Raw genomic sequence first — 17,214 nt, forward strand, 5'->3', positions numbered from 1 at the left:
CTGCCTTCTTGATCCGCGTCCGGTCATGCCGGGAGCGGGTACTTGACGGTGTTGACGAAGACGGCGCCGAGGAGGTCGAGCTTGATCGCCTTGATGTTCACGTTGGCCACCGAGGTGACCGTCACCATGCCCGTGGCGGTGAGCGACATGACACCGGTCGCCGACATGAGCAGGGCACCCGTCGCCCGGACGTTGACGGTGCCGGCGGTCGACGTGAGGTTGACCAGGCCCCGCCCCTGGAGGAGCAGCGGTCCGCCGCTCTTCACCGTCACCGAACGGCGCCCTTCCAGCGTGAGGTCCGTGCCCGCCTCCACCGACACCGAGCGGCTGCCCGTGATGCTGACCGAACCCTTGCTGTCCACGGTGATCTCGGTCTTGGTGCGGTCGAGGTTGATGGTCAGCTTGTCGTTGCCGCTGGCGATCCGCACGCCCTGCTTGCGCCGCCCGGTCTGCTGGCTCAGCAGGTCCACGCGGTTGCCCTGACGGTCGGACAGGGTGTGCCGGACGGCCTTCTTCTTCAGGCCGTCGTGCAGGGGCACGTCGGCCACCTTGGTCGGCACGTCCCGGCCGTTGTAGAGGCCGCCGATGACGAACGGGTGGTCGAGCGCCCCCCGGTCGAAGGCGACCAGCACCTCGTCGCCGACGTCCATGGGGAAGACCCCGCCGCCGCCCTTGCCGCCCATCTGCACACTGCGCGCCCAGTCGCTGACGTAGGCGTCGTCCAGCCAGGGGAACTGCAGCTTGACCCGGCCCTGTTTGAGGGGGTCCTGCACGTCGGTGACGATGGCGTTGGCGACGCTGGGCAGCCGGGCCGCGCCGGCGGGGTCCGTGGCGCCTCCGCCGCCGGAGGCGAGTCCGTACAGGGAGCGCCATTGGCGGCCGCTGACGGTCAGCCAGGTCCGGTAGCCCTCGCTGTCGCCGAAGTGGTGGCGCGCCGAGGTGACGGTGTACTTGCCCTCGAAGGGCTTGCCGACGTCGGAGAGGGCCACGGGCACGCCGGGCCGCAGGTCGGGGCTGCCCTTGACGGATATCTCCAGCTCGGCGAAGGAGGAGGTGACGTCGGCGGCGAGGGCCTTCGCGGCGTGCCGCACCTCGTCCTGCCGGTCGTAGGGGTGGGCGGTCTCGACGAGCTTGGCGGTCTTGAACGCGCCCGCGGCCCTGCCGGGGGTGGAGCCGATGCTGATGCCCGGGTCGGTGGTGGCGGGCGCGGTCTCGACGATCTTCTTCTTGGTGGTGACGTTCCAGCCGCGCGACTCGACCTTGCCGACCTGGTCGGCCGCGGTGACCGCGGCCCGCAGCCGCATGACGTCGTGGCGGGCCTGGAGCACGAAGGCGCTCTGGTCCCCGTCGGTCTGGGGAGAGGGGGCACCGGAGGCGGGGTTCGGCTTGACGAGCCGGAACTTCCCCTTGGCGTCCACGTACATCACCATGTTGTTCTCGTCGGCGAGCCGGGCCAGGAAGTCCCAGTCGGTGACGTTGGACTGGCTGATGAACCCGTAGGCGCCCTTCGTCGGATCGATCCGCCCGACGGACACGCCGTCCATGCCGGCGAGTTTGCGGGCGATGTCGGACGCCTTCTGGTTGCGGTAGGCGGCCACACGGCGCTGGCGCATCAGGCGGTGCCCGAAGTCGTAGCCGCGGATCACGGTGTAGCTGCCGGTGCCGTCGAAGTCGGCCTCCATGGCGGTGACCTCGCCGGTCAGCAGCGGTTTGCCGATGCCCTTGCCGTCGGCGACGGGGGTGATGACGACCCGGGTGCCGAACTGCACCCCGAGCTTGTCGAGGACCCTGCGTTTGGGGTCGCGGAAGGTGAGGCGGAAGGCCGCGGGCACGCCGACGCCCTGGTCGACCCAGCCGTCGACGAGCATCAGGGCGATGTCGTCGGGCAGTTCGGCGGAGCCGACGCGCACCTTGACGATGCTGGAGAACGCGGGACGCACCATCAGCGAGCCACCTCCTCGGCGGCCGGCAGCATGAGCTGGGTGCCGGTCGGCAGCCGGGACGGGTCGTCGATGCCGTTGGCCTCGGCGATGGCCCGCCAGGCGTTCGCGCTGCCGTACTCCCGCCAGGCCAGCGACTGGAGCGAGTCGCCCGCGACGACGCGGTGCACGCGCTGTGCGGTGAGCGCGCCCGAGGTCGGGTTCTGACCCTGGGTCGGGCCGGGGATCTCGACCAGCGACACCTGGCAGGTGGCGCGGATGGGGACGCCGGTGGTGCTGAAGAGGGTGTACGACGCCTCGATGGACGCGACGTACGCGGTGAACCGGGCGGTGGAGAACGACCCCCACTCGAAGACCACCCAGGGCGGTGACGGCTGGTCGGCGGCGAGGCTCTTGGCGGTGACCTCGCAGCAGTCCAGCAGCGACTCGACCTTCTTCAGGACCGTGTTGGCGCCGGGCTTCATGGAGGTGTCCAGGAAGATCTCCAGGGTCATCTCCCGCGGCTCGGCGCCCAGGAACTCCGGCTTCGCGGCCTCCCGTACGGCCGCCACGGGGGTCGCGTTCCACTGGGCCCGGCGGGTGAGGGTCAGCTGGGCCGGGTTGAACTCGAAGCCGAAGGTGCGCATCAGCCCACCGGGCGTGGTGGAGTCCCCGGTGGGAGGCTCGTGGATGGCGAGGTTGGCGCGTACGAGGCTCTTGCCGGCGCCCTTGCTGCTGGCCATGGGTCTTCCTTTCTGCTCTTCGGCGCCGTCAGTCCGTGAACCCGTGGTGGGCGATCTCCAGGACCTCGTTGGCCACGGACAGGTTGCCGGGGTCGAGGCTGGGGCCCTGCCAGCTGACCGGCAGGACGTCGATGAGTCCCCAGCGGGCGACCAGCGACCCGTCGGCGCGCAGGGCGGAGATCTGCGCGGTGGGCCGCTTGATGCCGGTCTGCACGGAGGAGATCCACTTGGCGACCTTCGCCGTGTCCGGGGTGAGGGGGCGGGTCAGCCGGATGTTGGAGAACGTGACGCGGGTGGGCAGTTGCCACACGAACCCGTTGTTGCCGCCCTCCTGGCGCTGTTCCACCTCCACCTGGGTCGACAGCCCCTCGCACCCGTTGAAGTAGCCGAGGCTCTCGCCGTCGATGGCGAGGCTGAACCAGATGGAGGAGCCCGGGTCCTGGCGGGTCATCGGGGTCGGCCTTTCTGTCGGGAGGGAGGGGAACGGTCGTGGGCGGGCGTCGGGCGGTGGGCGGTCCGGTCGCTTCGGGCCGGTCGGTCTCTTCGGCCTGTCCGGTGCGGTCGGCGGGTTCGGCGGGTTCGGCGGGTTCGGTCAGCGGGGGTCGCGCAGTCTGCCGATCCGCTCGCGGTCCATGCGCAACTCGGTGCGGACGAGACGGGTGACGCGGCCGACGATCCGGTGCACCAGTTCGTCGAGCTGGAACTCGGTGAGCTGACGCGGGTCGAAACCACCGTCCGGGACCGCCGTGTACTCGGGCGGCCGCTGGCCCTCCCCCGGGTTCGGCTCGGCGGGGACCGCCGCGTACGGGGGCGGCCCGCCGGGCGGGGAGGCGCTGTACGGCGGCGGTGGCGGCTCGGCCGGGCCCTGCGGCGAGGAGTGGGGCCGGAGGCGCGTGAACGTCTCGGTCAGTGCGGCCGCGGCGCTCGCCGCCAGGGCACCGGTGGTACGACCGGCCCGGCTGCCGCGGCCGAACGCGCGCTGGACCGGGAACGCGGAGGCCTCGCCGGGCGCTGCCGACGCGGCGGTGACGGCAGGGTCCGCGGGGGCGGCGGGCACCGAGTCGGCGGGCGGCGGCGCGGGTGCCGCCGCGGCGACGGGGAGCGCCGGACGGGGCGCCGACGCGGCGGGCGGCGTGAGGGGGGCCACCGGGAGGGGTGCGCCGGTGGCAGCCGGGGGAGCGGGCCGGCGCAGGGGTACGGCCTTCGTGGCGGCGCGCTGGACGGCGGGGGGCTTGGGCCCGGTGCCGCCGGGTGCGACCGGCAGGGGTGGCGCCGCGAGGGTCGTCAGGGGCGCGGTCGCGGGCGTGACCGTGGGCGCGCTCCGCAGGGGCGTCGAAGAGGACACCGGGAGAGGTGAAGGGGCGGCCGGGGAAGGGTGCGGTGCCGGGAAGGGTGGCGTGGCCGCGAAAGGCGGCGTTGCCGCGAGGGGCGGGGTGGCCGCGAAGGGGGGCGGTGCCGGGCTCGCCGTGGTCGGGGCCGGGGTGCCGCCCGGCGCGGTGGCCCGCTGGACGGGCCCAGTGGTACGGGGCTCGGTGGTGACCGGGACGGGGGCCACCGCGGGCGGGCGCGAAGCCGACGGCGCGGTGTCGGCCGGGGGCAGGGGGGCGCCGAGCGCGGAGGAGCGCTGCGCGGGCGGTGTCACCCGGGCCGGGGCAGCGGGGGGCGCGGCCGGGCGTACGGCGTTGGCCGGGCCGGCGGAGGTGGGGGCGCCGAGTCCCGGACGACGGGGCGCGACGCTGCGCTGCACGGGGTGGGCCGGGGCGGCCGGGGAGCCACTGGTCCCCGGCCGGCTGCTTGCGGGCCGGGGGGTCTGCGTGCGGTGGGCTTCCGTGCGGCCGGTTTCAGTGGGGCCGGTTCCCGTGCGGTGGGGTTGGGCCGGGCGGGTCTCCGGCCGGTCCGGTGCCGGTCGGTCGAGAGGTACGGGCGAGGGGCTGCCCGCCGTGTTCTGGCCGACGGGGGATTCCGTGCGGGCGACGGGGAGCTGGGCCGAGGCCGAGCGCTGGACGGGGGATGCCGCAGGGGTGTCGCCGCGCGGTGCCCGTGCAGCGGGCGCGGAGGGCGGGCCGGGCAGGTCGGTGGCCGGCCTGTTGGTGGCCCGCTGGACCGGGGCCGCCGTGGGCACCGCGGAGGGCGCTTCGGACGAGCGGTGGGCCGACGGAGGCGCCGTGGGGCCTGAGGGCGGTGGCGTTGGTGCCGGCCTCGACTGGTCGGCGGCTGCCCGGCGTTGGACCGGGGGCTGTGCGTCGGCCGGGGCGCTGTGGGCGCCGGGTGACGTGGAGGGACGGTTCGCCGGTCGGGAGGGACCCGCTTCGCTGCCCGGGGCCGCCGGCGGGGTGACGCGGGCGACCGCCCGCTGAACCGGCGCGGGCGCAGTGCCCGGTGCCGTGGCCGGCGAGGGGGTCGAAGGGGCGTTGCGCGAGGGGGAGACCGGCGAGGTCCCTGCCGTGGGCGCGGGCGCGGGCGCCGGGGACGACGAAGGCACCGAGGGCGACGTCGCGCTGTCGGTGCCCGTGCTTCCGGAGCCGGACGCGGGCGTGGCGGAGCCGGGCGCCGACGCGCGCTGCACCGGGAGGTCGGAGGCGGCGCGGTCGGGGGTCGGGGCGGTGCGGGTGGTGGGCGCCGGGGGCGTCCCCGGAGCGGACGCGCTCGTGGATTCCGCCCGCTGCACGGGGAGTTCACCGGTCGGCCCGGTCGACGCGGGGCCGGGCCGCGGCACGGTGCGCTGCTCGGCGGCGGGGGTACGGGTCGGCGTGCCGTCGCCGGAGCGCGAGATGGGGGGCCCGAGGCCCGTCCTGGGCCGTCGGTCCGCCGACCGCTGGACCACGGGGTCCGTCGAAGCGGCGCCCGGCGAGGTCGGCCGGCGCTCACCGGCGGAGGTGGATCCCGCGGCGGGCGCGGGGGCACCGCTGCCGGGTTCGCGTGCGGCGCGCTGGACCGGCGTATCACCGGGCGTCGGGGTGCCTCGGTCCCGCGCGGGGGACGGCCCGGCCTCGGGCGTACTGGCGTTGCGGGCCGGGGGTGTTGGGCCCGCGTTGGTGCTGGTCTCGCGCGTGGGTCGCTGGGCCGGGATGCCTTGGTCCCGGCTGGGCGCGGGTGTTGGGGTGGCGTTGGTTTCGCGCACCGCGCGTTGGACGGGCGGTGCGGCCTCGGGCGTACTGGCGTTGCGGGCCGGGGGTGTTGGGCCCGCGTTGTTGCTGGTCTCGCGCGTGGGTCGCTGGGCCGGGGTGCCTCGGTCCCGGCTGGGCGCGGGTGTTGGGGCGGCGTTGGTTTCGCGCACTGCGCGTTGGACCGGTGTGCCGGTCTTGGGCGTACCGGCGTTGCGGGCCGGGGGTGTTGGGCCCGCGTTGTTGCTGGTCTCGCGCGTGGGTCGCTGGGCCGGGGTGCCTCGGTCCCGGCTGGGCGCGGGTGTTGGGGCGGCGTTGGTCTCGCGCGCCGCACGTTGGACGGGCGTACCGGCGGCGCGGGCCGGGGACGTGGGGGTGTCGGTGCCGGGCTCGCGTACGGCTCGCTGGACCGGCGCAGCTGACGACGTACCGGCGTGTCCTGCCGGTCCCGTACCGCCGCCGGACCGGGGGGCGGTGCCCCGCACCGGGGCGTCGGGCGCCGGTCGGTCACCCTTCACGGGCCCGGGCGCCGGGGTGTGCGTGGACTCCGCCCGCTGTACCGGAGGAGCGGCCGGGGACTGCGGTGCGGCGGGTGGCGTGGGCCGGGGTTGCGGAGGTACGGCGCGCCGCGCCGGGGCGCCGGGATCCGCTCGGTCGCCGTCCGTCGACGTGGGCGCCGTCCCGGAGGACTCCGGCGGCGAGTCGGTGGTCCGGCGGCTCGCGGGCAGGGACCGGCGCTGCACGGCCGACCCCCCGGACGGAGCCTTGGTCAGTCCCTGGCGCGGGTGCGTCGCGGTGGGCGGTACCGGCGTCACCCGGACCCCGCGCGCGGACCGGGCCGACGGTGCGCTCGCCGGAGCCCCGGACGTCGGGGCCGGTGCCGCCCCGGTGGAACGCGCCGCCCGCTGCACCGGCGGTGTGGCCGTGGACGCGGGCTGCGGTGCCGGTGCGGGTGCCGAAGCGCCCCGGCGGGTCCGGGGCGTACGCGGCTGCGCACCCGAGGCGGAGGTCCGGGTCGGCGCCACGGAACCCGCGGGAGCGCTGGGTGCGCCGGTCTCGGAGGTCTCCGCCGGTATCGCGCGCAGGGGCGCGACCGGCATCCGCTGGACCGGTGGCGGGCCCGACGGGGGTGCCAGGCGGGTGGAGGACGGCTGACGGGCCGGTGTGCCGAAGGCGCCCGACAGCAGGCTGTCGCCGGCCGCCGGGTTCAGTACCGCCGGGGACGGCGCGCTCGTGAACGACGGGTTCTGCCACGTCGGAAGGCGGCCGCCGAAACCGGCGTCCGCCACTCCCGTACGCGCCGCACCCGTCGCCCGCTGGATCGGCGGCAGACCGGTCCAGGCGGCGACCGCGACGGGCGCCGGTCCGGACGCGGGACCGCTCGCCGGGCCGGCCGTGGACGCCGTGCTCCCGTCGGCGCCCGGGTCCGGAGACGGAGCCGCGGACAGCGCGCCCTCGCCCCCGTCGCCGTCGCCGTCGCCGACGTCGTCCCGACGGCCCCGCAGCCGGTCCAGGAATCCCACCGATCAGCCCTCCGCCGTGCCACGCGTCACGAGGGACGCGATCTGGTCCGTGTACCGGCGGCGGTCCTGGTGCTCCAGGTCCAGGATCGCCTCCAGGCTCCAGTGGAAGTGGTAGGCGACGTACGCGATCTCCTCGTGCAGCCGGTCGGTCGCGTACGTCACGATTCCCCCAGGCGGCTCCCGCCGAGTTCCACCTCGAAGGCCTCCGAGCAGTGCGGGCACGCGACGGCCGCGCGGGTGTGCCCCTCCGCGTTGATCTGGCGGTAGAAGTCCTGGAGGAACGCCAGGTCGGAGGCGAACATGTTCTCCACGATGCCGTCGTGCACCGACGGCAGCGTGCCCAGCCGGGTGATGACCCGGCCGAGCAGCACCACCGACAGGTACGCCGGGTTCTCCTGCACCCGCACGTCGCGCAGCGGGATCAGCTCGTCCCGGGCGGTCGACAGGCGCATCACGCCGTCCCGGTGCACCGTGCCGGAGTCGTCGACGTACCCGCGCGGCAGCTCGAAGGGGAACTCGGTCCGCAACTCCTGCCGCGGCGCCGCCTCGACGGCGGGCGCGGCAGGCCCGGCGGGAGGACCGGCCGGGGTACCGGGCGGTGCCTCCGCCGGCGCGGCGGCGGGAGCCGAACGGGGGAAGTCCGCTCCCGCCGCCGCGGTCTGGGGTGCCGCGGCAGGCGCCTTGGCAGCCATACGCCGCATTACTCGATGACCAGTTCTTCGAACACGATGGTGACGGTCTCGGTCAGCGCGGAGGCCTCACCGGCCTTCACCGGGCTCATGTCGAGCTTGCTGCACCAGGCGTTGCGCAGGTTGTACCGCTTGACCGGGTTGTCCTCGTAGTCCATCACGATGATCGAGGCGTTCTTGCGGGCGGAGGACATACGACCCTCGAGCGAGTCGTTGATCCACTGGGTGAACGCGGACGACTGGGTCATACCGCGGACGACGGTGCAGGAGCCGTCCTTCGCGGAGCCCGGCATCACGGCGATCTCGAGCTTGCCGGTCGCGCCGTTGTTCTGCGGGTACTTGATGACGTCCTGCTCAAGGGTGATGCCGTTGACCTCGGAGAGGTACTCGATCATCACACCGTCGATCTGGAGACCGAAATTGTGTGAAGTAAGGGAGTCACCCGGGTTCAGGCTCATGTGTTCTCAGTCCTTCTGAGGCTTGTGACGATGGCGTGGGCGAGGCGCAGGCGTAAGGGGCGGAGCGCGCCGCCCGCTACTCCTCCAGCTCCCCGCCGCCGCTGGAGAACTGGGCCAGCCGGAAGATCACGAACTCGGCGGGCTTGACCGGCGCGATGCCGATCTCGCACACGACCCGGCCCAGGTCCACCGACTCCGGCGGGTTGGTCTCCTCGTCGCACTTGACGTAGTACGCCTCGGACGCGCTCTGGCCGAACAGGGCGCCGCTGCGCCACTCGTTGACCAGGAAGGCGGAGATGTTGCGGCGGATGCGGGCCCAGAGGTTGTGGTCGTTCGGCTCGAAGACCACCCACTGGGTGCCGATCAGGATCGACTCCTCCAGGTAGTTGAAGTACCGGCGGATGTTCAGGTAGCGCCACGCCGGGTCGGAGGAGAGGGTGCGGGCGCCCCAGACGCGGATGCCGCGGCCGGGGAAGGAGCGGATGCAGTTGACGCCGATCGGGTTGAGCAGGTCCTGCTCGCCGCGGGTGATCTGGAGCTCCAGGTCGACGGCGCCGCGGACGACCTCGTTGGCGGGGGCCTTGTGCACGCCGCGCTCGGAGTCGTTGCGGGCCCAGATGCCGGCGACGTGGCCGCTCGGCGGGACCAGGCGGGACTGGCCGGTGGCCGGGTCGAAGGACTTGATCCAGGGGTAGTACAGGGCCGCGTACTTGGAGTCGTAACCGGCCGTCTCCTGGCGCCAGACGCGGATCTGGCGGGCGTTCTGGCTGGGCGGCGGGTCGATGATGGCGACGCGGTCGCCCATCAGCTCGCAGTGGGCGATGAGACCGAGCTGGACGGCCTTGACGGCCTCCAGGTCGATCGCGCCGCGCTGGTAGGCGGCCATCAGGTCGGGCACCGCGACCATGGAGATCTCGTCGATCGCCTCCAGGCCGCCGAAGCCGGTGCGGTCCGCGGAGTCGCCGATGTACTGGGTCGGGCCGGGGTGCGCGATCTCGCCCCGGCCGGCCGGGACGGCGGGCGCGGCGGCGGGCGGCGCGGGCAGCGTCAGGGTCTGGTTCTCCGGGCGGACCAGCTGCGCGGCGGGCGCGGCCTCGGTCACCGTGATGAGCTTGGAGCGCTCCTTGACCTGGGTGACGACGTAGGAGCGGTTGCCCTTCTTGGCGCTCACGTCGAAGGTCTCGACCGGCTTGTCGCCGTCCTTGACGATCAGCTTGAAGCGCTCGGCGGGGCCCTCGCCCTCGGGGTCGGCGACCTCGACGGTCAGCGGGCCGCTCTGGCCGGCGGCGGTGGCCGTCACGGCGAAGGTGCCGAGCTGCTTGGGCTCGGCGGCGGGCAGCGCGGCCTTGGCGGTGCTGCCGGTGACGGCGGCGGGGGCGGTGCTGCCGTCCGCGGTGTCGACGGCGGCGTCGTCGGCGGAGCCGCCGACCCGGACGACGTAGGCGGCGGAACCGCCGTTGTTGAAGAACCCGTAGACGGAGTGCGCGAGGTAGTACCCGCCGGTGAAGTCACCGAAGGCCGCGACGTACTGCGTCCAGTTGGTCACCAGCGTGGGCTCGTTCAGCGGGCCGGTCGGGGCGAGACCGACGAAGGCCGCCACCGACGTGCCCACTCCCTCGATCGGGCGCGAGCCGCTGGCCACCTCCTCGACGTAGACGCCGGGCGACAGGTAGGACGGCATGCTCTGCTCTCCTCGGGGTACGAGACAGGACGCCCCTCAGCCTCACGCGCGCGTTGCCTTCGCCGAAACGCCCTTCGGTGCCGGTGTGGGGGCATGGTCATTGCCCCTGGCCGTGCCCGTTGGGGCAGACTCCCGGCCCTTCCCGGCCCTTCCCCTCCTGGACCCCTGGCGGTCGTCCGGCGTTTCTGATTCAACATCTTGTGTCGACTGCCAGTTCGCCAGGATGTCATCTTGCGATCAAGTCCCGTACCGGAGCGTGTCGTTCCGCGCACCGGTGCCCGCCCCGCGTGAGCGGGCGCGGTGACAGGGTGCCAGAAGGGGATCGTCCGTGCCGGACCGCTTGAACCAGACGCCGGGACACCGCACGGCCGGGGCCGCCCCGGCCCGGACCCGCCCGCAGGGACGCCAGCAGCCGCCCCTGGCCTCGCTGCAGGCCGCGGCGGGAAACCGGGCCGTCGCCTCGGCGATCCGGCGTGGGTCGGGTACGGCGATCCAGCGCGCGACCGGCACGGCGCAGCTCCCCCGGGACGCGGTGGTGGCGCGGGCGACCGCGCCGGCGGTGGACGACGACCTGCGGATCACGCCGGTGACGGAGACCGGGCGGCCGGCGGGCGGGACCGGCCGGGCAGCGGACCCGGCGACCGAGCAGCAGGCGGCCGTGGACGAGGTGGCCGCCCAGAAGGCCAAGGTCGCGACCGCGTCGCGGGCGCGGGCCGACGCCGAGACCGACGTGTGGAAGGCGTCCGGGGAAGCGGCCGAGGCACGCAGGAAGGCGGCGGGGGCCCGGGGCCGGGCGGAGAAGCTGGAAGGCGCCGCCGGGGCCGCCGAGTTGAGCCGGACCAGCTCGCTCGAGGCCGAGGAGAGGTTCACCGAGGCGGCCGGGACGGCGATGGAGAAGCAGCGGACCGCCGAGGAGAGGGCGGGCGGGCTCCAGAGCACCGAGAACGGGGAACGCGCGGCGGCGAAGGCGGCCCGTGCCGAGGAGCGGAAGTACACGGAGGCGGCCGAGGAGGCCGAGAAGAAGCGGGAGGCCGCCGAGGAGAGGGCGGCGGACTTCAAGCGGCAGGCCGACGACGCCCGGCAGAAGCAGGCGGCCGCCGAGGCCGAGGTGGCGAAGCTCAAGGAGCAGGCCAGGAAGGCCGAGGAGCAGCAGAAGGCCGCCGAGGCCGCGGCACGGGCGAAGGCCGAGGCCGAGGACGAGGCGCTGCGGCAGGCGGCCAGGGCCGAGGCGGAGGCGGAGGCCGAGGACGAGATCGCGCGGCGCGTGAAGAAGTGGGCGGAGGAAGCGGCCGAGGCGCTGAAGCAGGCCGGTGAGGCCGAAGAGGAAGCACGTCGCCAGGCGGGGGAGAGCAAGGACGCCGACGACGCGCGGAAGAAGGCCGCGGACGAGGCGAACGCGTGCGCCGAGGACCGGGACACGGCGCTGGAGCAGGCGAAGGCGGCCAGGGACCGGGCAGCGCTGCGGGAGAAGAACGCCGACGGCGCGGCGCGGGAGCGCGGCAAGGCCGAGCGTGAGGCGGAAAGGCACAAGAAGGCCGCGGACCAGGCGCTGCGGCAGGCCGACCGGGCCCAGGCCGACGCGGACAGGCAGGCGCACCTCGCGACGGAGCGGCGGCAGCAGGCGCAGGCGGCCCGCGCCGAGGAGCGGGGGCACGCGCGGGACGCCGCCGAAGCACAGGACAGGGCGGCGGCCGCGGGGCAGCGGCAGTTGGACCAGAGGGCGGCCCAGACCACGGCGACGACGGCGCTGAGCGAGGCGAAGCAGGCCAGGGAGGCAGAGCAGGAGAAGGCGAAGAAGGCGGCGGAGGAGAAGGCGAAGAAGGCGGCGGAGCAGAAGAAGACGAAGGAGGCCGCGAAGCCGGACGCGCCGGAGACGGCGGAGCAGGCGGACGGAGCAGAGCCGGCCGGTACCGGCAAGGCGGGCGGATCACGCGGCAAGGGGGTCAGGCAGGCGCTCGGCGCCGTCAACTCCAAGGTCAAGTCATGGGTCGACACCGTCGACCTGTGGGCCCTGCGAGCCAGCGCCCCGTACAGCGGAACGCGGCGGTCGGATGCGACGCAGCACGGGGACACCGGGACGATGCACGACACCACGGTCCAGCAACTGACCGAGGGCGTACCCAACGCGATCTCCGACTTCACCGGCACCGCCGACAACCTGAAGGCCCTGCGGACGTCGTACAAGAAGCGCAACGAGTCGGGTCCGGCCTCCCACGAGCACAGAAAGGGCTTGAAGAGCAAGCTCGGCGGTGCGATGACGTCCGGTCTCATGCTCATCAACGACTTCGTGAAGGGCGCCGACAACATCGGCAGAGTCACCGAGAACGTGGCGGGAGCGGCCGAGCTCGGTGCCACCAGCGGTGGCCTCGTCATCGGGTTCTCCGCCCTGACCGTCGGCCGAGACATCAAGGTGTTCAAGGACACCCGCGCGCAGCGCGAGGAGCTGAAGAAGCTCTTCGGCGAACAAGTCGCCAAGCGGGACGAGAACCTCCAGAAGGTTCTGAACACCTTGGGAGAGGCCAACACGGCACTGGCCGAGAAGTCGATCGCGCTGGCGAACGCCACGACCGGTGCCGATGCGCGGAAGGCCCTGGATGAGGTCGAGGGCGAGCGCGCCCGCATCGAGGACCTGAGGGAACACCTGATGGGGCACCTGGCCAGCGGCAGAGACTACGCGGTGAAGAAGAAGGGGCGGAAACTCAGGCGCCGCGCCATCAACGGGAGCGGCAACATCGCTCGCACCGCGGCCGGCGCCGTGGGGATCGCGGCCGCGGCGGGAGCGGTCTCCGGCGGGATCGGGGCCGCTGTGGTGGGTGGTACGACGGCACTGGCCCTGGGCGAGGGCGCGGTCGAGAAGGGCCTGCGGAAGGCCAACAAGCGATACGACTCGGTACGGGACTACAAGAAGCACGCGCGGACCACCCTCGCTCAGCAAGGAACACCGGAGCCCGAGCCGCCCAAGCTGGACGAGGACGGGCGGGGCCGAAAGAGCGACGCGTTGAAGGAGGCGGTCATGGTGACGCACTCCATCAAGCAGGGAAAGCGCCAGCTCAACGCGCAGGAGCTGTACGCGCAGGCGGCCGGGCCGGCCGTGCCCGTGGGCGAGAACGTCCCCGAGGACATCCGGAGCCAGGCCCGAGAATTCCTCAGGAAGCTCAAGTGCAGCCCGGTGAAACACAACCAGACCGAAGAGCAGTGGCTGGAGTCGCTCAACGACCCCGACCTGCAGACGGAGTGGGAAGGAGCCATAGCCAAGGCGCTCTCATCGAGCTGAGCACCCCGCGCCGCGGCCGGGGGCGGCGCCGGTGCGCTGCCCCCGACGTTGCCCTCGGGTACCTGTCGGGGGCGGGCGCCCTCCGGTAGGGCTGGTGGCCACAGGTCCGGTGTCGAAGGGAGCCATGGTGCGCGCGCACGAGGAAGCCACCGAGCAGAAGGCCGTGCGGGGTGGTCGGGCTCCGCACCGGGCCGTGGCCGCGCCCACCACCGCGGTGAGCGGCGCCCCGATGACCCCCGCGACGGTCATGGCGCTCCAGAGCTCCGTCGGCAACCAGGCCGTCCAGCGGCTCATCAGCCGGGAGGAGCACCAGCACGGCGCCGGCTGCGGGCACGACGGGTTCGACGACAAGAGCCCGCAGGGCCAGGTCCAGCTGCTCAACGAGGCCATGGCCACGCCGAGCAGCCCGCTCGCCGGGTCGCTGCGCTCCGAGGCGGAGTCGTTCTACCAGGCCGACTTCTCTCCCACCCGCGTCCACGACAACCCGGTGGCCCAGCGCGCCACCGCGGCCCTGGGCGCGCAGGCGATGACGGTCAACAACCACATCTTCCTCGGTCCGCAGGCGGCCGGCCGCAAGGACGTCATCGGCCATGAGCTGGGCCACGTCAAGGAGAACCTGTCGGGCGTCCGGGAGACGGGCAACGACAACGGTGCCGGACTCGCCGTGACCGACCCGGGCCAGGGCTCGGAGCGGGCCGCGGAGGCCGACGGCGCCGCCTTCGGCGCGGGCGAGAAGATCGCCCCGTCCGTCGCCGCCCGGGGAGCGGTCACGGACCACGCGGACGACACGGAGTAGAACGGTACGGATCCGATGAGCCTTTGGACTTCCCTGGAGCCCGCGTCCGCCACCGTCGACCCCGGCAGCAGTACGCGCGTACGGCTGCGGGTGCGCAACACCGGTGACGTGGTGGACGAGTACCGGTTCGAACCCGTCGGGGACGTGGCCCCCTGGACGACGGTCGAGCCGCCGACCCTGCGCCTGTACCCGGGCACGACCGGCACCGTGGAGCTGACCTTCGCTCCGCCCCGTACGCCGGACGCGGAGGCGGGGCCGAACCCGTACGCGGTGCGGATCACGCCGACCGAGCATCCGGACGCGGTGACGGTGCCGGAGGGGAACCTCACGATCACGGCGTTCACCGAGGTGCGGGCCGAGCTGGTGCCGCCGACGGTGAAGGGGCGGTTCCGGGGCCGGCCCAGGCTGGCGGTGGACAACCTCGGCAATACGAAGGTGACCGCCTCGGTCGCGGGCAGCGACACCGGCGACCACCTCTCGTACGAGATCCGGCCCTCGAACGTCCAGATCGAGCCGGGCCGTGCGGCGTTCGTGGAAACCACGCTGAAGCCCAAGCAGATCATCTGGTTCGGCTCGAAGGAGGAACGGCCCTACAAGCTCGCGGTACGCCGCTCGGGCGTCGATCCCACCGACGTCGAGGGCACCTACGTCCAACGCGGCTTCCTGCCCCGCTGGCTGGCCACCTTCCTCGGCATCTTCATGGCCCTCGCGCTCGCCTTCGTGATGATCTGGATCGCCTACAAGCCACAGGTCCGCACCAGCGCCACCGAACAGACCCAGCAGGCCGGTGCCGCGCTCACCCCCAGCCCCAGCGCCACCCCCGAGACCCTGCCCAGCACCGCCGAGTCCGCGCCCGCCCAACCCGAGCAGCCGGCCTCCGAGGAGCCCGAGAAGGACGGCGGGGGCGGCGACGGCTCGGGAGACGGGGGCGGAGGGGACAAGAAGCCCGCCAAGCCGGCCGTGAAGCCGGTGGTGCCCGCCCGGAACGTCATGCTGCGCAACGCCACCACCCACATGTGCGCCGACATCCCCGGCCGGGGCAAGGGCGAGATCAACGGGGTCGTCCAGCAGGCCAACTGCCACGAAGAGGGCGACAACGAGTACTGGCACCTCGAAGTGAAGTACCCGAAGGGCGGCCCCGGCGGGGTGCCGCTCTTCCAGATCCGCAACGCCACGGACCAGTTCTGCATGGACCTGGGGGAGTACGGCGCACGCCCCGTGGGAACGGGGATCGCCGAGTTCCACTGCGACGGCACGACGGCCGACAACCAGCTCTGGTGGGTCGACAAGCAGGAGAGCGGCGACTACTGGATCCGCAACTTCGCCAGCAACAACAAGTGCCTGAACGTGAAGGGCCAGAACGGCGGCACCGAGACCCCGCTGAACATCGCCGACTGCACCAACACCGACGACCAGGAGTGGGAGATCATCCACCCGAACAAGGAGTGACCCCGCGGTCCGGGCAGCCGCTCGACCAGGCACCTTGGGGCAGCGAGCACTGCCCCGAGTGCCGCTGCGCCACGGGGAGTTGAACCGTAGCCTCGCCGCGTGAGCCTGTGGACTTCCCTGGAGCCCGCGTCCGCGACTGTGGACCCCGGCAGCAGTACGCGTGTGCGCCTGAGGGTGCGTAATACCGGTGACGTGGTGGACGAGTACCGGTTCGAGCCGGTGGGGGACGTGGCCCCCTGGACGACGGTCGAGCCGCCGACGCTTCGCCTGTATCCGGGGACCACGGGGACGGTGGAGCTGACGTTCGCTCCGCCGCGTACGCCGGACGCGGCAGCGGGGCCGAACCCGTACGCGGTGCGGATCACCCCGACCGAGCATCCGGACGCGGTGACGGTGCCGGAGGGGAACCTCACGATCACGGCGTTCACCGAGGTGCGGGCCGAGCTGGTGCCGCCGACGGTGAAGGGGCGCTTCCGGGGCCGGCCCAGGCTGGCGGTGGACAATCTCGGCAACACCAAGGTGACCGCCTCGGTCGCGGGCAGCGACACCGGCGACCACCTCTCGTACGAGGTGCGCCCGGGGAATGTGCAGATCGAGCCGGGGCGTGCGGCGTTCGTGGAGACGACGCTGAAGCCGAAGCAGATCATCTGGTTCGGCTCGAAGGAGGAACGGCCCTACAAGCTCGCGGTACGCCGCTCCGGCGTTGATCCCACCGATGTCGAGGGCACGTACGTGCAGCGCGGCTTCCTGCCCCGCTGGCTGGCCACCTTCCTCGGCATCTTCGTGGCCCTCGCGCTCGCCTTCGTGATGATCTGGATCGCGTACAAGCCGCAGGTGCGCACCAGCGCCACCGAGCAGACCCAGCAGGCCGGTGCCGCGCTCGCCCCCAGCCCCAGTGCCACCCCACAGACGCTTCCCAGCACCGCCGAGTCCGCGCCCGCCGAGCAGCCGAAGGCGCAGGAGCCGGCCGCGCAGGAGTCGAAGGACGACGGCGGCGGTGCCGAGAAGGACGACGAGGGCAAGGGCGGCGGGGAGAGCAAGAAGCCCGACACGCCGGCGGTGAAGCCGGTGGTGCCCGCCAAGAACATCCTGCTGCGGAACACCACCAGCCACATGTGTGCCGAACTCCCCGGCCGGGAGAAGGGCGAGCTCGACGGACCCGTCCAGCAGGCCGTCTGCGACGACACCGACGGGGACAACCAGATCTGGAACCTCGAGGTGAGGTACGAGAAGGGCGGCCCCGGCGGGGCGGCGCTCTTCCAGATACGGAACATCAAGGACAAGTACTGCATGGACCTGCCGTACCACGGTGCCGCTGCCGTGGGGACGCCGGTCACCGAGTTCCACTGCGACAGCACCACCGCGAACGACAACCAGATGTGGTGGATCGACAAGCAGGAGAGCGGGGCCTACTGGATCCGCAACTTCTCCAGCAACCAGAAGTGCCTCGGGGTGGAGGGCGCGAACGGCGGTGCCCTCTTCTCCAAGATGGTGCTCGACGACTGCACCAACGTCGACGACCAGGAGTGGGAGATCATCCACCCGAAGAGGGGCTGAGGCTCAGGCGGTCCCGGCGGC

Annotated in this window: 13 protein-coding genes; 5 read left to right on the forward strand and 8 right to left on the reverse strand. The window is 73.2% G+C overall.

Annotated features, from left to right (window positions below; translation table 11 throughout):
* Window positions 1–23: 23 nt before the first annotated feature.
* The 4 genes from D1J63_RS20160 to D1J63_RS20175 form a co-directional block, all read right to left on the reverse strand.
* A complete protein-coding gene (locus D1J63_RS20160) occupies window positions 24–1,943 on the reverse strand; it encodes a VgrG-related protein (RefSeq protein WP_125630495.1) in 1,920 nt (639 codons plus the stop codon).
* Window positions 1,943–2,662 carry a tail protein X gene (locus tag D1J63_RS20165; RefSeq protein ID WP_125630497.1) on the reverse strand — a complete coding sequence of 240 codons (720 nt, stop codon included), beginning with the start codon at window positions 2,660–2,662 and terminating at the stop codon, window positions 1,943–1,945. The genes D1J63_RS20160 and D1J63_RS20165 overlap by 1 nt, the downstream gene beginning before the upstream one ends.
* Window positions 2,663–2,690: 28 nt before the next feature.
* On the reverse strand, window positions 2,691–3,113 hold the full coding sequence (locus D1J63_RS20170) for a phage tail protein (protein WP_102927666.1): 423 nt from the start codon (window positions 3,111–3,113) through the stop codon (window positions 2,691–2,693).
* A 141-nt stretch (window positions 3,114–3,254) separates the two neighbouring features.
* Window positions 3,255–4,007, reverse strand: a complete 753-nt coding sequence (locus tag D1J63_RS20175; protein WP_125630499.1) for a hypothetical protein — start codon at window positions 4,005–4,007, stop codon at window positions 3,255–3,257.
* Between the two features lie 2,428 nt (window positions 4,008–6,435).
* Between D1J63_RS20175 and D1J63_RS20180 the strand changes: the two genes are divergently transcribed.
* Window positions 6,436–6,921 (forward strand): hypothetical protein, encoded by a 486-nt coding sequence (locus tag D1J63_RS20180; protein ID WP_125630501.1) that lies wholly within the window; start codon window positions 6,436–6,438, stop codon window positions 6,919–6,921.
* A gap of 371 nt (window positions 6,922–7,292) precedes the next feature.
* Here D1J63_RS20180 and D1J63_RS36765 read toward each other — a convergent pair whose 3' ends face one another.
* The 4 genes from D1J63_RS36765 to D1J63_RS20195 form a co-directional block, all read right to left on the reverse strand.
* Window positions 7,293–7,451 carry a DUF6760 family protein gene (locus D1J63_RS36765; protein ID WP_007450918.1) on the reverse strand — a complete coding sequence of 53 codons (159 nt, stop codon included), beginning with the start codon at window positions 7,449–7,451 and terminating at the stop codon, window positions 7,293–7,295.
* Complete coding sequence (locus D1J63_RS20185; protein ID WP_125630503.1) at window positions 7,448–7,990, reverse strand: hypothetical protein; 543 nt, start codon at window positions 7,988–7,990, stop codon at window positions 7,448–7,450. The genes D1J63_RS36765 and D1J63_RS20185 overlap by 4 nt, the downstream gene beginning before the upstream one ends.
* A complete protein-coding gene (locus D1J63_RS20190) occupies window positions 7,990–8,436 on the reverse strand; it encodes a phage tail protein (RefSeq protein WP_030405220.1) in 447 nt (148 codons plus the stop codon). Before D1J63_RS20190 ends, D1J63_RS20185 begins: the two co-directional genes overlap by 1 nt.
* Before the next feature lie 76 nt (window positions 8,437–8,512).
* The gene (locus tag D1J63_RS20195; RefSeq protein WP_102931079.1) at window positions 8,513–10,117 is read right to left on the reverse strand and encodes a phage tail sheath subtilisin-like domain-containing protein; all 1,605 of its coding nucleotides are present in this window, start codon (window positions 10,115–10,117) and stop codon (window positions 8,513–8,515) included.
* A gap of 328 nt (window positions 10,118–10,445) precedes the next feature.
* On the opposite strand from D1J63_RS20195, the gene D1J63_RS20200 reads away from it, so the two are divergent.
* The 4 genes from D1J63_RS20200 (at window position 10,446) to D1J63_RS20215 (ending at window position 17,193) form a co-directional block, all read left to right on the forward strand.
* On the forward strand, window positions 10,446–13,391 hold the full coding sequence (locus D1J63_RS20200; RefSeq protein WP_125630505.1) for a hypothetical protein: 2,946 nt from the start codon (window positions 10,446–10,448) through the stop codon (window positions 13,389–13,391).
* 124 nt (window positions 13,392–13,515) lie between these two features.
* Window positions 13,516–14,187, forward strand: a complete 672-nt coding sequence (locus tag D1J63_RS20205; protein ID WP_164712901.1) for a DUF4157 domain-containing protein — start codon at window positions 13,516–13,518, stop codon at window positions 14,185–14,187.
* 15 nt (window positions 14,188–14,202) lie between these two features.
* Window positions 14,203–15,636, forward strand: a complete 1,434-nt coding sequence (locus D1J63_RS20210; protein ID WP_125630507.1) for an RICIN domain-containing protein — start codon at window positions 14,203–14,205, stop codon at window positions 15,634–15,636.
* 99 nt (window positions 15,637–15,735) lie between these two features.
* Window positions 15,736–17,193, forward strand: coding sequence for an RICIN domain-containing protein (locus tag D1J63_RS20215; protein ID WP_125630509.1), 1,458 nt, complete (start codon window positions 15,736–15,738; stop codon window positions 17,191–17,193).
* Window positions 17,194–17,214 lie beyond the last annotated feature (21 nt).

The sequence above is a fragment of the Streptomyces sp. KPB2 genome (genome assembly GCF_003950055.1).
Classification (GTDB): domain Bacteria; phylum Actinomycetota; class Actinomycetes; order Streptomycetales; family Streptomycetaceae; genus Streptomyces; species Streptomyces salinarius.